A 16,476-nucleotide genomic window follows, 5' to 3' on the forward strand; every position below is an offset into this window, starting at 1 on the left:
CTTTAAAAAGACAGTTCACCACGCCATAAAATAGCCAACGCTGAATTTTTGTTATCAGCGACATAGGCCTGACAAACAAACTGCCCTGCTACAGCGACTAGTTCATGATCATAATATATAAAAGGTAATCTTTTTCTCTGCCATGGCGGGATAGCAAGCTCTTGTAATACTTTTTTTACCGGGCGTGAATGCTGTCGGTATTGCGGTAAACAGATAGGATTTTCGTGAGAAAAACGTATCGTGACTATTTGATTATTATTTGGTTTTTTGATCAACGCATGCCAATGACTTATATCTTGCTCTTGTGTGAGTAAACTCGAAAAGCTCAACACGCCTAATTTATCTGGAAGACAAACCTGGAAGGATTTTTCATCGGCTAAAACCGCTACATCTAAACTCTGTTGCCATTTTGAAAGATCCTGATAAATAGGTGTTAAGTACAGCGCTGTTTTATATCGCCTTATGCAACACGCGGCTAACTGAACAACCGGCGACTTATCAGCTTGTGCATTTAATTGTTGGCATATTTGCATTAGTTGTTGACGACTTGGCATCAAAAAATCATGGCTAGATAAAAAATAGCGTAACAGGTTTTTAAGCCTTGGCTCACTCAGTGCATTCAATTTAGCAACAGATAACTGACAAGACGAATATTGGCAATCCGCTAAGTCTTGCTGCGCTAATTCATCTAGCAGTTGCTGCGCTTCCAAGCAATGCTCAGCACTGCGCGCTATCGTCTTATTGATACTTGGCCAACGCGCATCCAATGTTGGTAAAATTTGATGACGCAAAAAATTTCGCTCAAAGCGCTCATCGCTATTAGACTCATCTTCAATCCAACTCAGTTGCTGCTGATTGGCATAGGCAACAATATCGGTACGAGATATCGATAACAGCGGCCGAGCAAGCGTATGCTGCGCTAACGGTAAGCTTGCCTGCATAGCCGATAAACCTTTTAATCCCGAGCCACGTTTTAAGGCCAATAAAAATGTTTCTGCTTGATCATTGAGATGATGACCGGTAACAATAAAAGCAGGTTCAGTGCTTGCTTGCACTAAAACTTTATAGCGTGCATCACGCGCAATCGCTTCTAAGCTTTGCTGTGCTAGCTTTTTTAAATTTAATTTATGACTGATAAAAGTTAAAGATAGTCTATCGCATTCTTGTTGTGCAAACGTTTGCCACGCATCTGCATCAGGACTTAAACCGTGGTTAACATGACAAACAACAATAGCATTGGGCAGTTGTTGCTGTTGTTTTAATTTTGCCAAGGCAACCATTAGTACTTGGGAGTCTACACCACCGCTATAGGCAATAATAATAGGTTTTTCTGGTGTAGGTTTAAAGAAACTCACCAGTGCTAATTCAATTATATTCACAGTTCTAAAACAACATCGCGTATAAAATATGATGACTAAGGGAAGTGTTACCAAGCATATAAAAAGCGACCCTTTGTAGGTCGCTTTTTATGGTTTTAACAGTAGCCGAATGACATTAATTTATCATAACGACTTTCAATTAATTCATCGCTGGAAAGTTTATCAAGTTCAGCAAGATCAGACTTTAACGCTTGCTTAAGAAATGCCGCCATTTGATCCATATCACGATGAGCGCCACCTAAGGGTTCTTCAACAATACTATCGATAAGCCCTAACTCTTTAATACGTTTAGCCGTAATACCCATAGCTTCTGCTGCTGTCGGTGCTTTATCAGCCGTTTTCCACAAAATAGAGGCACAGCCTTCTGGAGAAATCACTGAGTAAGTTGAATATTGCAGCATATTCACTTTATCACCAACACCAATAGCGAGTGCACCACCTGAGCCACCTTCACCGATAACAGTACAAATAATCGGTACATTTAAACGTGACATCGCTTTTAAATTCGTCGCAATCGCTTCACTTTGGCCACGTTCTTCAGCGCCAATACCAGGATATGCGCCCGGAGTATCGATAAAAGTGATAATTGGCATTTTAAAGCGCTCTGCCATTTTCATTAAACGCAAGGCTTTACGGTAACCTTCTGGACGTGGCATACCAAAATTACGTTTAACTTTTTCATTCGTTGAACGACCTTTTTGATGACCAATAATCATCACAGGTCGACCGTCTAAACGCGCCGTGCCACCAACAATAGCTCTATCATCGGCATAGGCTCTATCGCCAGCCAATTCGTCGAATTCAGTAAAAATACGTGGCAGATAATCTAAGGTATATGGGCGCTGAGGATGACGGGCAACTCGCGCCGTTTGCCAAGGGTCTAAGCCAGAGAAAATCTTTTGAGTGAGTTCGTTATTTTTCTCTCGCAACTGAGAAATTTGATCTTCTAAATCAAGATCTAATCCTTGGCCATTATTGACCAATTGCAATTCTTCAATTTTTGCTTCAAGTTCCGCAATGGGGAGCTCAAAATCTAAAAAATTTAGTGACATATGATTATTCTTACCTATGTTGGCTTTGAGTACCGTTGTTAATAAACGCTACCTATTTAAATTTTAACTCGACTTGCTCTTCACCCAATAGGGTTTTCAAATCGTATAATAGCGTGTCGCTTGGCGATACGCGCCACTGTACTCCCAACTCTAGCATACCTTGCGCTTCATCTCTTTGATAAAAAACACGAACTGGGCAAATACCATCTTTATAAGGCGTTAACACCTCCGTAAACTGATCGATAAATCGTCCTGATAGCTGATTTTTATCGATTTGCAAATCTAATGACGTGACATAGTTTTCCCGTGCATCAGCAATGGTCATAATATCTCGAGCGGTCATTGTAATACCCCCAGAGTAATCATCAAAGCTGACCTGTCCACTACAGACCAAAATTGCATCAGATATGAGTAATTCAGCGAACCTATCGTAGTCATCTGGAAATAATCGGATATCCATACGCGCACTTTTATCGTCAAGCGTGACTAAGGCCCAGCGTCGACCACGCTTATTGACTAATACCCGCACCGCTAAAACCAAGCCTACGGCTATGCTAGTTTTATCTTTATTGGTTGGCTGTAAGCTGACTAAACGCCCAGTTGCATAACGTTTAATTTCATTTAAATAACGATTTATTGGGTGACCGGTTAAATATAAACCTAATGTTTCTTTTTCGCCATCTAACCAGCGCTGTTCAGGCCACTTAGCAACGGTTTTAAATGCTTGTCGATTGTCTTCTGGCTCTTCATTAATCAAACCAAATAAGTCGTTTTGCCCAATAGCTTGTGCCTTGGCATGTTGCTCAGCCGCTTTTAGCGCTTCGGGTAAAGTCTCAAACAAGGCAGCGCGATGTGGCCCGTCTTTGGCATTAGGGCCAAGCGCATCCATGGCACCAGACTTAATTAGTTTTTCTAATATGCGTTTATTAATTTTTTTCAAATCAACTCGAGCACAAAAATCAAACAAATCAATAAACTCACCATCACTTTCACGTGCGGCGATTATGGCTGCTATCGGGCCCTCACCAACACCTTTGACCGCGCCAATACCATAGATAATTTGGTCGGCGTCATTAACAGTGAACTTATAGTGGCCACGGTTAACATCTGGTGGTAATAAATCAAGCCCCATGTTGCCGCATTCATCAACTAAGGTAACAATTTTATCTGTGTTATCCATATCGGCTGACATTACTGCCGCCATAAAAGGTGCTGGAAAATGGGTTTTCATCCACAGCGTTTGATAAGATACTAAAGCATAGGCGGCAGAATGTGATTTGTTAAAACCATAGCCGGCAAATTTTTCAACTAAATCAAAAATCTTTATCGCCAGCTCACCATCAACGCCACGGCCAACAGCACCGGCTTCAAAACCCTCACGCTGTTTGGCCATTTCTTCTGGCTTTTTCTTACCCATTGCACGACGTAACATATCTGCGCCACCCAGCGAGTAACCCGCTAGCACCTGGGCAATTTGCATAACCTGTTCTTGGTAAAGAATAATGCCGTAAGTGGGCTCAAGGATAGGTTTTAAGTCAAGGTGTTGCCAAGTTGCATCAGGATAACTTATCGCTTCACGGCCATGTTTACGTTCAATAAAGTTATCAACCATGCCTGATTGCAAAGGCCCGGGTCTAAACAGTGCTACCAAGGCAATGATATCTTCAAAGCAATCTGGCTTAAGTTTGGCGATAAGTGACTTCATACCGCTGGATTCAAGTTGAAAAACAGCCGTTGTTTCCGATCTTAATAACACTTTAAAACTGGCTTTATCTTCGAGATTGATAGTCGCTAAATCAATCCGCTCTTTACCCTGTTTTAACAGTTTTTCATCAGCCATTTCTATGGCCCACTGCAAAATGGTTAAGGTACGTAAACCAAGAAAATCAAATTTAACTAAACCGGCGTCCTCAACATCGTTTTTGTCAAATTGGGTGACTGGATTTTTACCGTCTTCATCACAATAAAGGGGTGCAAAGTCAGTAATCGTGGTGGGCGAAATAACCACACCACCGGCATGTTTACCGGCATTTCGTGTTGTGCCCTCTAAGATGCGACACATATCAATAAGATCTTTTACGTCACTGTCTTGAGCATACATCTCTGGCAGTTTTGGCTCTTCTTCAAAGGCTTTTGCTAAGGTCATGCCCGGAGTGGGTGGGATCAACTTTGAAATACGGTCAACAAAACCATAAGGATGACCAAGCACTCGACCAACATCACGAATAACCGCTTTTGCGGCCATAGTACCAAAGGTAATAATTTGCGATACCGCATCACGGCCATATAACTCTGCAACGTGATCAATCACTTCATCGCGTCTGTCCATGCAAAAATCAATATCGAAATCAGGCATAGAGACACGTTCAGGGTTGAGAAAACGCTCAAAAAGTAAATCATATTCAAGCGGATCAAGATCGGTGATTTTTTGGGCATAAGCCACTAACGAACCTGCCCCTGAACCACGTCCAGGTCCGACCGGAATATTATTATCTTTGCTCCACTGAATGAACTCCATCACGATCAGGAAATAACCCGGAAACCCCATGTTATTAACCACTTTTAGCTCAATAGCTAAACGTTCGTCATAAGGTTTACGTTTTTCGGCATAATCAGGGGCGTTTTTATCAAATAAAAATTCTAATCTTTCTTCTAAACCTTCTTCTGATACTTTAACCAAAAAGTCTTCAATCGATAAGCCCTCAGTAGGAAAGTCAGGTAAAAAATATTCTCCTAAGCGCACGGTAACATTACAGCGTTTTGCAATTTCGACTGAGTTGGCTAGTGCTTCGGGGATATCAGCAAAAAGGGCTAACATTTCCTCTTCAGTACGAAGATATTGCTCTTTAGAATATTTTTTTGGCCGACGTTTATCGTCTAGGGTGTAACCGTCATGTATAGCCACACGAATTTCGTGAGCATCAAAGTTATCCGGACTCAAAAACATCACTTCATTGGTGGCAACAACAGGAAGCTCATAACGAGAGGCAAGCTCTACAGCAAGATGAAGGTAATTCTCTTCATCGTTACGACCTGTTCTAATCAGCTCAATATAATAACAATCAGGAAAATATTGTTGATAAAAACCGAGCATTTCATCAACAAGCTCATTATTACCTTTTAGTAGTGCTTTACCAATGTCGCCTTCTCGGCCACCAGAAAGTAAAATCAAGCCTTCTGCGCGCTCAATTAGCCAATCGCGGTCTAGTACCGCTTTACCTTGAATATGGCCACGTAAATAGGCTTGAGAAATTAATTCTGTTAAGTTTTTATAGCCTACATTGTTACTTGCTAAAATCACTAAACGTGATAATTCATCTTCAAGCGCAGCGCTTTTAACCCAAAAGTCACAACCTATAATAGGTTTCATGCCTGCGTTGTGCGCGGCATGGTAGTACTTTACTAAACCACATAAATTAGTTTGGTCGGTTAATGCCATAGCTGGCATATTCAACTCGGCTGCTCTGGCAATAATGGGCTTAACTTTTTTTAAACCATCAGACAGAGAATAGTCACTATGCACTCTTAGATGAATAAACTTGGGATCATTAGTGCTGACTAATTGACCCGATAGTGCGGCAGATATTGGGAACTCAGATTCAGACATCTAGTGCTCTAATTATTGGTAATATGGGCTGCTGTATTAGCAAGTACATTGGCGACAGGTTTAAAACTTCTGCGATAACAATCTAAGACCCCATGCTCAATGATTTTTTCTAAATGTGCTTTTGTTGGGTAACCCTTGTGTTGTGCAAAACCATAGTAAGGGTATAGCTTGTCTAAGGCGACCATCTCGCCATCTCTGGCTACTTTCGCTAAAATAGAGGCGGCACTAATTTCTGCTACACGCGCATCGCCTTTAACTACACTTTGCCCGGTAATATGACCATTTTCATGGGCAAACGTTGGACAGCGGTTACCATCGACTAAGACGTAATCAGGTGTTACGTTTAATCCTTGCACAGCACGTTGCATTGCCAACATGGTGGCGTGGAGAATATTAAGGCTGTCAATTTCTTCTGGCGACGCACGGCCTATTGACCAAGCAATAGCACGTTGCTTAATTTCTTCTGACAAATGCTGTCTTTTTTTTTCTGAGAGTTTTTTTGAGTCCATTAATCCTTCAATAGGATTGTCAGGATCTAATATCACCGCAGCCGTCACGACATCGCCGACCAATGGCCCGCGCCCCACTTCATCAACACCGGCAATGCAGTAGGCTAAGGGATATTCAAAAGGTGGAAAAACTTTTTTAACTGCAGGCATAATTACTCTAGTTCACTATTATAATAAGTCGATAACCGCTTTAGCCGCTTGCTTGCTAGCATTTTGCTTAAGCGTTAAGTGGATATCAGTGTAAGCTTGATTCAACGCAGACTGATCTTCAAACAAACGCTCTGTAACTAAAGGCAGAATATTTTCTACACTAACCTCTGCTTGCAAAAGCTCAGGCACTAAGCTTTTGTTAGCAAGTAGATTGGGTAATGAAAACCACTTCAATTTTACAAAACCTTTAAACATATGATAAGTCAACGGGTTAAACTTGTAACATATCACCATTGGGCGTTTTACTAAGGCCGCTTCTAACGTGACCGTACCTGATGCGGTTAATAAGCAGTCACTGGCAGCCATGACTTGTTGAGTTTTTCCAACAATAACCTGTACCGAAAGCTCTGGCGCAATTTTATGATGTAGTTGATGAAATTGTTGCGCCCTTTGCTCACTGATCATAGGCACAACAAAGATGACTTCACCCCTATTTTCTTGCTCAGTACTCAATAGTTTTTTTGCTGTCAATAAAAATGGCTCAACCAGTCGTGCTAGCTCTCCTGAACGACTACCTGGCATAAGTGCCAGTATTTTTGCTGACTCAGATAAACCGAGCGCTTGTCGCGCCATGCCTTTGTCACTCACCAGCGGAATATCATCAGCAAGCGAATGGCCAACAAAGGTACAAGGGATTTGATGTTTGTCGTAAAAAGCTTTTTCAAAAGGTAATAAAGACAGCACCATATTGGTTGCTTTAGCAATTTTGAAAACGCGCTTTTCCCGCCAAGCCCAAACTGAAGGGCTAACATAATGTACGGTTTTTATCGCTTGTGTTTTTAGCCGTGCTTCCAAGGTAATATTAAAGTCAGGCGCGTCAATACCGATAAAAACGTTAGGTTTATTGGCAATAAAATAATCGCTTAAAGTTTTTCGAATATGCAGTAACCGCCGTAAGCGACCAAGCACTTCAAAAACCCCCATTACCGATAATTCTTCCATATCAAATAGGCTTTCAAAGCCCAGCGCCAACATCTTAGGGCCGCCAATACCGATAAACTTGGCCTTAGGGTAACTCAGTTGCAGTTGTTGCATTAAGCTCGCCCCTAAGGTATCGCCAGAATGCTCACCAACCACCATAGCAAAAGTTACTACAGCATCATTCATCGTTTCACTACTCGGTAAGTTATTGTCAGTTAACGGTTTTGAATTCACTTTAATCACAGGAAAATCAACGGATAATACCGCGGCTTGAATTTTTAATAAAGTCAGTGAAGAAGGTTAATTCAGCTAGACTTGCATCCCCTTCAGCAATTTTTTTCATGGCTTCATCAACCGTTAAGCCTTGGCGATAAACCGCTTTATAAGCACGTTTAATATGCAAGATAACCTCTTTATCAAAACCACGGCGTTTTAAGCCTTCACTATTTAAACCAAAAGGTTTTGCCGGTTGGCCTGAGGCCATAACATAAGGAGGAATATCTTTAAGAATTAAAGAATTGGCGCCAACAAAACAATGCGCGCCAATATGACAAAACTGATGCACACCGGTCATACCGCCAATAATGGCATGGTCGCCAACATGAACATGGCCTGCAATTGACGCACCGTTTGCCAAAATACAGTGGCTGCCAACCATACAGTCATGCGCAACATGGGTGTAAGCCATAAATAAATTGTTGCTACCAATTTGCGTGAGATTATTGTCTTGAATAGTACCGCGATGCACGGTGCAGTATTCACGAAAAACATTGTTGTCCCCGATCACCAATTCTGTTGGCTCACCGGCATATTTCAAATCTTGGCAATCTTCACCAATCGAAGCAAATTGGAAAATACGATTGCCATTACCAATAGTCGTTGGGCCATTAATAACCACGTGTGAACTTATCTGACAATTATCCCCAATAACAACATTCGCTGCGATATGAGTCCATGGTCCAATGTTAACATTTTTGCCAATAACAGCCCCAGCTTCAATAATAGCTTGCGGATGGATCAATGACGTTGAATTTATCATATTATATTGCTCTTCTTGCGCACATTAAATCCGCAGAACATACCACTTTGCCATCAACTTTAGCTTCGCCGTAAAACTTCCACATGCCACGGCGCTCTTTAATAAGTTCTAAATGCAAATGCATGGTATCTCCAGGATGAACGGGCTTTTTAAATTTTGCTTTATCAATTGAGGCAAATAAAAACAATTCACCATCGACTTTATCTGCAACTGATTTAAAGCCTAGAATACCGCTAGCCTGCGCCAGCGCCTCAAGAATAAGTACGCCTGGAAAGATAGAATAGCTTGGAAAATGTCCCATAAATGCAGGCTCATTGACTGTGACGTTTTTTATCGCATGGATTGACTTTCCAGGCGTATAATCAAGTACACGATCAACTAATAAAAACGGGTAACGATGTGGAATGATCTGTTTAATTCCTTCAACATCGATAATATTATTTTGCGATTCCAAAATTTATTCCTTTATGTATTTAATTATGACGTTTAAGTGCAAGTTTTTTACTCATCGTCATTAACTTAATGAATTCTTTCGTTAGCGAGAATTATTTCAATTGAGATAATTCTTTTTCTACTGTACTTAAGCGTTTAGTTAACGATTCAAGTTTTTTAATTCTTGCGTTATTTTTATGCCATTCTTTATTGGGTTGACATGGCATGCCAGATGAATAAACCCCTGGCTCAGATATCGCTTTTGTTACCATGGTCATACCGGTAAATACACAGTTATCAGCGATGCTAATATGACCATTTATACCAACAAGGCCAGCAATAACGCAATTTTTTCCAACCTCAGTACTGCCAGCAATAACACTACAAGCCGCCATGGCGGTATTCTCACCGATTACCACATTATGAGCAATCTGTATTTGATTATCTAAAATAACGCCATTATTAATAATAGTGTTACCTAAAGCGCCACGATCTATTGTTGTGCTCGCCCCTATTTCGACATTATCGCCAATAATAACTGTGCCTAATTGCGGTATCTTCACCCAACTGCCATTATTATTTGCATAACCAAAACCGTCGGAACCAATAACGGTATTAGCATGCACTGAGCAATTTTTACCGATAACCACGCCATGATAAATACTAACGTTAGACCAAATACTAGAGTTAGCACCTATTTGAGCGCCAATACCAATAAAAGTCCCGGCACCTATACTAACGCCTTTTGCAATATTCACACCGGCTTCAATCACCGCATTAGCACCAATAGTCACGCCTTCACCAATAATAGCGCCATCATCGATAGCAGCACTGGCGTGAATGCTGTGGGCAGGTTTTGGTGTTGTATCAAGTAACTGCGCAACTAAAGCATAGCCCATGTAAGGGTTACCCATGACCAAGGCATTAGTTTGACATTTTTCCGCGTCAGCTTCGGTAACAATAACAGCACTGGCATGAGTTGTTGCTAATTGCTCACTGTATTTACTGTTCGCTAAAAAAGCGATTTGTCCGGATGATGCCCCAGCTAAGGTGGCAATACTCAATATTTCACATTGTCCATCGCCTTGAACAACAGCCCCTATTTTTTCTGCAATGTCTGCAAGAATATAACTCATAAGCATCAACTTTTTATATGTTGTCTAAGGTAAAGTTTAAAGTAGCCGTTATAACAGGCAGGTAAATTAATTGTTCAGCTTCAAATCGTCTAAGTAGCACACTGTTTCGTTGTGCACTATCACATCCGTTAACTATTTCAACAATGTGCTGCGACTTTGTTCTATTGGCTTACATCGACGTACAAGTATTGACTTATACTCTAGAGCCATCTTCTTACATGGGTGTAAGTCATCAGCGTATGTAGCAGCAATTATCCGTATTGAACATGACTCTTTGTCTCATTGAATGTAGTCAATTATTTAATCCATTTCGACTTAAAGAAAAGTGCTAGCCATCTTAGGGCTAAACGCAATATTCCGAATCAACTTGATTCGGAATATTAAATAGGCGAGAAAGCAAAGAATAAAGAACTGTATTAGTTTTTATTCAAACTGCCTGACAATAAATTATTACTTCAGTACACTAACTTGCTTAACCACTTCTGCTGTGATGGCAGAGTCTGGTTTTGAATAAACTACGGCACTTTGCTCAAGTACTAAATCATAATCACCTTTTGCAGCAATATTGTCTATTGCTTGGCGAACCAATGCGATGATTTTATTAGTTTCTTCGTTTTTACGCGCACCAGTTTTTTCCTGAAACTCTTTGCCTTTCGCTTGATAATCTTGATAAAGCGTACCAATTTGAGCTTCTAAATCTGCAATATCTTTAGCACTCATCAAAGAACTATCGCGTTTGCGCTTTTCTTGAAGGTACTTAATATCTGTCTCAAGTTTTGATAACACAGCTTGTTCGTCTTTAAACTCTTCGCCTAGACTTTTCATTATTGCTGCAGTTTGTGGAATTTTACCCATAACTTCTTGAAAGTTAACTACACCAATTTTTTGCTCTGCTGCCATAGCTGAACTTGCTAATAAAAACCCTGATGCTGCAGTAGCCATAGCGATAGATTTAATCAAATTTTTCAATTTTTACTCCTAAAATATTGTTCAATATTTTTATTTAATTTTGTTATGCGGTAGTTATACCGCCTCAGTTAATTTGGTTCAAGCCTATTTATTTAAAGGAAGCTAAATTATGTCAATTAACAGCCTTTATTTAAGTAAAACTTAAAACGTTTGGCCGATATTAAAGCTAAAGAATTCGGTATCATCGCTTTCAATTTCTTTCAATGTTTTAGCAAAACTAAAAATCATTGGCCCCATGGGTGATAACCACTGTACAGATAATCCTGCCGACGCGCGATAGCGACCTGCATCTGAGTAGTCATCAATTTTTTCACGCTCAATGCTATTCAAGTCTTTGTAGCTGTTTAAATCAAATTCGGTATCCCAAACATTACCGGCATCAATAAATATACTTGTGCGAACACTGTTACTAAAGCCTTCATCTAAAAATGGCGTTGGTACGATAAGTTCAAGACCTGCAATAGCAATAGCATTACCACCAACAGAACGTCTAGAGGTTTGAATGAAATCGTGATCAGGCCCTAAACAACAGCCACCATTAGAGCCAACTGAATCCGGTGTTCCTGGAATTGAAGTTGGTCGGCGATATATGGCACGTGGTCCAACAATATTTGACTCAAAGCCTCTTAAAGTGCCAGAGCCACCCGCTCTAAAGTTTTCCCAAAATGGTAAAACTTGATCGTTGCCTTCGACAGAACCATAACCATTACCATAACCTAGCTGAAACTTAGCTAAAACAGTCCAGCGTTGGTCCTGGGTTAACGGAAAATACCATTTAGTATCTAAGTTAATTTTAAAATAATTCACGTCTGAGTTCGGCGTGGTCATCTTATAAGATAAACTTTGTTGCGAGCCGGCAGTAGGAAATGTTCCGCGATTCAGCGTTGAACGTGATATGGCGGCATTAATATCAAAGTTCTCAAAATTTAACCCACCATCAGGATCATCAGGATCTGAATATAATTCATAAAACTTCTGAATTTGTTCGTAAGATTCTAAGCGAGTAATACCATTATTCTTATAACCTGCACCAAAACTTAAGCGCACATACTCGTTAATAGGAAAACCTAAGGTGATACCTGCACCGTAAGTTTTATTATTATACTCAACTAAGTTGGCATTACCGGCGTCAAACTCTTGATAGAAAAGATTACCGCCTAACGAAACACCGTCAACCGTAAAATAAGGGTCGGTGTAAGAAACATTGGCACTTTTTGAGTAGCTTGAGGTATTAATACTAAAACCTAAGCGATTACCCGTACCTAAAAAGTTATTTTGCTGGATACCCGCGTTTAAACTTAACTGTGTCGTTGAGCCATAACCAATACCGGCGGTAAATGAACCCGATGGTTGTTCTTTCACTTCAAAGTCAATATCAACGAGGTCGTCTTCACCAGGTAATTGGTTAGTTTGAAATTCAACCGTTTCCATATAAGGCAAACGTTGTAACCAAGCTTTTGAGCCTTCAACCAGGTTGTTAGATAACCAAGCACCTTCCATTTGACGCATTTCACGGCGTAAAACGCTCTCAGAGGTGACATTATTGCCTTTAAAGTTAATACGATTAACATAAACTCGTTTACCCGGATCGACAGACAACACCAGTTTCACGGTTTTGTTTTCTTCATCAATTTCAGGAATAGTCACCACTTTTGGATAGGCATAACCATAACGACCTAAAAACTTGCTGACTAACTCTTCTGAGTAAGTCACCAGCGCACCATTATAAAGTTCTTCCGTTTTAATCGGGGTAATGGCACGAATAGTTTTTTCAAAGCCGGCCATATCACCAATAAAGTCAACTTCACTAACGGTATACATCTCGCCCTCAGTAACATTAAGCGTGATGTATACCGCTTCTTTATTCGGTGTCATTGATACTTGCGTTGAATCAACTTTATATTGCAAATAACCTCGGTCGAGGTAGTAGCTTTTAATGGTTTCCATATCACCTTGCAAGGTTTGCTTTTGATAGCGATCTTGCGCCATAAAGTCCCACCAAGGTGAATCATAAGTTAATTCAATGCGCTCGAGCAACTCGGTATCTGAAAACTTTTCATTACCAACAATATTGATTTGCTCTATTGCAGCAGCATCACCTTCTTTAAAAACAAAGTCGATGTTAACGCGGTTACGCGGCAAGTGAGTGACATTGGCTTTAACATCAGCGTTGTATTTACCCACACTGTGATAAAAATCTTCTAAACCGACTTCAAGACCTGAAATAACGGTCATATCTAGCGTTTCACCAACACGAATATCACTGCCGTCAAGGCTTTCGGTTAATTGCTCTTCTTTGAGATCTTTATTACCATCAAAAGTAATAGCACTAATCGTTGCTCTTTCTCGGACCCGATAAATAACAGCATTAGCATCTCTTGAGACCACAACGTCACTGAAGTGGCCAGACTTATAAAGTGCCTTAATTGATTGTGATACACGAAACTCGTTTAAGTTATCACCAACATTGAATGGGATATGAGTTAAGGCCGCTCCTAGCGCAACACGCTGTAGGCCTTTAACTTGAATATCTTCTACTTGAAAATCGTCAGCCGCTTGCACTGATGTTCCCAAACTACCTAATAATACCGCCAGGGTAAGTTTTTTAATAATCATAAAATATTAACTTTATATACTTCTTTTAGTTATAATCGCGATAAATCGTTAAATATGGCGATACTCATTAAGCTTAGTAACGCTATAGTACCAAATTTAAAACCTATTTCTTGTATTTTTTCTGGCACGGGTTTCCCCGTTAAAAGCTCGATAAAATAGTAAAACAAATGTCCTCCATCTAAAACAGGTAAAGGTAAAAGATTAATTATGCCAAGGTTGATACTAATAAGCGCTAAAAAGCCCAGAAAGTAGACAAAGCCATAACTAGCGCTATTACCTGCACCTTGTGCAATTGATATTGGGCCACTTAAATTTTTAACTGATACGTCACCGGTAATTAGCTTACCAATCATATCAAAACTTAATGTTACTAAATTCCATGTTTTTACCACACTTTGTTCAAGTGCAGATATTGGACCATAAGCTTGTTCAAATAAATATTCTTTTGGATAGGGATCCGATATCGGCTGCACGCCTAAATAACCAATCACCTTACCTTGCTGCGTTTTTGCCTCAGGTTGAACGTTAAGCGTTAATTCTTTACCATCTCGTAATACCCTAACCGGAATATTTTTGTCTGGATAGAGTTTAATTTGATCAGAAAACTTCTGCCATTGACCATTAATGTTTTCATCCGCAATCGAAATTAATTCATCACCCACTACTAATCCTGCTTTTGCTGCTGGGCTACCTGCTGCAACAACAGCTAACTTTGCTTGCACATTAGCACGATATGGCATAAAACCTAAGCTGGCTATCGAGGATTCTTTTTCCGGAGCAAATGTCCAGTTTTTGGTATTTAAGTTAAAGTCTTGACTTGATGTTCTATCCGCGGTCTTTACCGTAAAGATAATATTGTTGTCGCCTATTGCACTGACTAACGCCAAATTAACCGCTTGCCAGTCTAAGGTTTCCTGCCCTGAAATAGCAATTATTTCACTATTTCTCGGTAAGTTAGCCTCACTAGCAATTGAACCCGCAGTTACCTCACCAATAATAGGCTTTACGCTTGGCACACCAATTAAAAACATTAAATAGAAAGCAACAATAGCAAAGCCAAAATTAGCAAAAGGCCCAGCGGCTATAATGGCAATGCGTTGATACACTGACTTGGCATTAAAGGTGCGACTTATTTGTGCTTCGCTTACGTCATCGACTCGACTATCGAGCATTTTTACGTATCCGCCCAGTGGTATCATGGCGATAACAAACTCAGTGCCGTGACGGTCGACTTTACGCCAAATGGCTTTACCAAAACCGATAGAAAAGCGGTCTACTTGCACACCGTTTTTACGTGCGACCCAAAAATGACCGTATTCGTGAACGGTAATTAAAATACCCAGTGCAACAACAAAAGACACAAGATTCCATATAAACTCTAACATGCTACTACTCTTTAATTACGCTAATGCTTGGCTTGAGTTATCAGTGATTGTGCGAAGACTCTAACATTTTTATCCAAAGCAACAACCTCTTCAATTGAAGTCACCTTTTCTGAGACAAATTTATTGACAGAAGTTTCATTTATTTTCGCAATATCAGTAAATTTTATTTTTTCGTTTAAAAAAGCATCAACGGCTATTTCATTGGCGGCATTCAGTGCCGTACATGCACCTTGGCCACTTTTACAGGCATCAATGGCTAACTTTAAATTCGGATACTTGATGAGGTCTACGGCTTGAAATTCTAATGATTTTGCGGCGAAAAAATCAAAGGGTGCGACGCCAGATTCAATGCGTTGTGGAAAACTTAATGCATGCGCAATCGGTGTACGCATATCAGGATTACCCATTTGAGCAATAACAGAGCCATCTTTATATTGCACCATAGAGTGAATAGTACTTTGCGGGTGCAGCACAACTTGAATATCATCAGGGTCAAGATTAAACAGCCATTTGGCCTCAATAAACTCTAGGCCTTTATTCATCATAGTAGCTGAATCAACCGATATTTTACGGCCCATATCCCAATTAGGATGTGCACAAGCCTGTGCAGGAGTCACATGTTCTAACTCATGACTCTCCCAGGTTCTAAACGGCCCACCTGAGCCTGTTAATAAGACTTTACTCACCCCGTTATCAGCTAGGTCACAATAACCTGGTTGTTGTTGTGCCCTTAAGGGTAAACACTGAAATATTGCATTGTGTTCGCTATCAATCGGCAAAAGCTGGGCGCCAAATTCTTTTACTGCCGCAATAAATATGGCGCCAGAAGTCACTAAAGCTTCCTTATTAGCGAGCAACACTTTTTTACCGGCTTTTACTGCCGCTAATGTCGGCAACAGGCCTGAAGCACCGACAATAGCGGCCATCACCGTATCAGTAATCGGGTCTTGTGCGATGGTTTCAAGCGCAGAAGTACCTGAGGTCACCTCAATGTGAGCAAGTTTTGCGACAATCAATTTTTTAACCAGCAGTTCGGCATGTATTTCAGAGACCATAACGACTTTATTAGGTTGAAACTCTAGGCATTGATTGAACATATCATCAACGCTTGAATAAGCCGACAAACTCACAATATCAAATTTTTCAGGATGCAATCGCACAACATCTAAGGTGCTTTTGCCAATGGATCCGGTAGAGCCTAGAATACACAATTTTTGCATT

At 40.4% G+C, this 16,476-nt stretch carries 12 protein-coding genes; all 12 read right to left on the reverse strand.

Going from position 1 to position 16,476, the window contains the following annotated elements; genetic code table 11:
- Positions 1-2: 2 nt before the first annotated feature.
- A complete protein-coding gene (gene tilS, locus H4J41_RS13160) occupies positions 3-1,379 on the reverse strand; it encodes a tRNA lysidine(34) synthetase TilS (RefSeq protein WP_182137653.1) in 1,377 nt (458 codons plus the stop codon).
- A gap of 95 nt (positions 1,380-1,474) precedes the next feature.
- Positions 1,475-2,431, reverse strand: coding sequence for an acetyl-CoA carboxylase carboxyl transferase subunit alpha (gene accA / locus H4J41_RS13165; RefSeq protein ID WP_182137652.1), 957 nt, complete (start codon positions 2,429-2,431; stop codon positions 1,475-1,477).
- A 52-nt stretch (positions 2,432-2,483) separates the two neighbouring features.
- Entirely contained in the window at positions 2,484-6,038 is a 3,555-nt protein-coding gene (gene dnaE / locus H4J41_RS13170) for a DNA polymerase III subunit alpha (protein WP_182137651.1), read from the reverse strand.
- A gap of 8 nt (positions 6,039-6,046) precedes the next feature.
- Positions 6,047-6,697, reverse strand: a complete 651-nt coding sequence (gene rnhB / locus H4J41_RS13175) for a ribonuclease HII (RefSeq protein ID WP_182137650.1) — start codon at positions 6,695-6,697, stop codon at positions 6,047-6,049.
- Between the two features lie 18 nt (positions 6,698-6,715).
- Positions 6,716-7,864 carry a lipid-A-disaccharide synthase gene (lpxB, locus tag H4J41_RS13180; protein WP_182137986.1) on the reverse strand — a complete coding sequence of 383 codons (1,149 nt, stop codon included), beginning with the start codon at positions 7,862-7,864 and terminating at the stop codon, positions 6,716-6,718.
- Positions 7,865-7,928: 64 nt separating this feature from the next.
- Entirely contained in the window at positions 7,929-8,717 is a 789-nt protein-coding gene (lpxA, locus tag H4J41_RS13185) for an acyl-ACP--UDP-N-acetylglucosamine O-acyltransferase (RefSeq protein ID WP_182137649.1), read from the reverse strand.
- Position 8,718: 1 nt separating this feature from the next.
- Entirely contained in the window at positions 8,719-9,171 is a 453-nt protein-coding gene (gene fabZ / locus H4J41_RS13190; protein WP_182137648.1) for a 3-hydroxyacyl-ACP dehydratase FabZ, read from the reverse strand.
- Positions 9,172-9,262: 91 nt separating this feature from the next.
- On the reverse strand, positions 9,263-10,285 hold the full coding sequence (gene lpxD, locus H4J41_RS13195) for a UDP-3-O-(3-hydroxymyristoyl)glucosamine N-acyltransferase (RefSeq protein ID WP_182137647.1): 1,023 nt from the start codon (positions 10,283-10,285) through the stop codon (positions 9,263-9,265).
- 450 nt (positions 10,286-10,735) lie between these two features.
- The gene (locus H4J41_RS13200; protein WP_182137646.1) at positions 10,736-11,254 is read right to left on the reverse strand and encodes an OmpH family outer membrane protein; all 519 of its coding nucleotides are present in this window, start codon (positions 11,252-11,254) and stop codon (positions 10,736-10,738) included.
- 141 nt (positions 11,255-11,395) lie between these two features.
- Entirely contained in the window at positions 11,396-13,870 is a 2,475-nt protein-coding gene (gene bamA, locus H4J41_RS13205) for an outer membrane protein assembly factor BamA (protein WP_182137645.1), read from the reverse strand.
- A gap of 29 nt (positions 13,871-13,899) precedes the next feature.
- Positions 13,900-15,255, reverse strand: coding sequence for a sigma E protease regulator RseP (gene rseP, locus H4J41_RS13210; RefSeq protein ID WP_182137644.1), 1,356 nt, complete (start codon positions 15,253-15,255; stop codon positions 13,900-13,902).
- A 20-nt stretch (positions 15,256-15,275) separates the two neighbouring features.
- Positions 15,276-16,475: a 1-deoxy-D-xylulose-5-phosphate reductoisomerase gene (gene ispC, locus H4J41_RS13215; RefSeq protein ID WP_182137643.1), complete on the reverse strand. Its 1,200-nt coding sequence runs from the start codon at positions 16,473-16,475 to the stop codon at positions 15,276-15,278.
- Position 16,476 lies beyond the last annotated feature (1 nt).

It is taken from the genome of Colwellia sp. MB3u-45 (genome assembly GCF_014077005.1).
In the GTDB taxonomy this organism is placed as follows: domain Bacteria; phylum Pseudomonadota; class Gammaproteobacteria; order Enterobacterales; family Alteromonadaceae; genus Cognaticolwellia.

Bases quoted from the DNA above. Each gene is read 5' to 3' on its own strand.
- accA (WP_182137652.1), bottom strand. From the start codon at position 2,431: ATGTCACTAAATTTTTTAGATTTTGAGCTCCCCATTGCGGAACTTGAA.
- lpxA (WP_182137649.1), bottom strand. From the start codon at position 8,717: ATGATAAATTCAACGTCATTGATCCATCCGCAAGCTATTATTGAAGCT.
- rnhB (WP_182137650.1), bottom strand. From the start codon at position 6,697: ATGCCTGCAGTTAAAAAAGTTTTTCCACCTTTTGAATATCCCTTAGCC.
- dnaE (WP_182137651.1), bottom strand. From the start codon at position 6,038: ATGTCTGAATCTGAGTTCCCAATATCTGCCGCACTATCGGGTCAATTA.
- bamA (WP_182137645.1), bottom strand. From the start codon at position 13,870: ATGATTATTAAAAAACTTACCCTGGCGGTATTATTAGGTAGTTTGGGA.
- rseP (WP_182137644.1), bottom strand. From the start codon at position 15,255: ATGTTAGAGTTTATATGGAATCTTGTGTCTTTTGTTGTTGCACTGGGT.
- lpxB (WP_182137986.1), bottom strand. From the start codon at position 7,864: ATGAATGATGCTGTAGTAACTTTTGCTATGGTGGTTGGTGAGCATTCT.
- lpxD (WP_182137647.1), bottom strand. From the start codon at position 10,285: ATGAGTTATATTCTTGCAGACATTGCAGAAAAAATAGGGGCTGTTGTT.
- ispC (WP_182137643.1), bottom strand. From the start codon at position 16,475: ATGCAAAAATTGTGTATTCTAGGCTCTACCGGATCCATTGGCAAAAGC.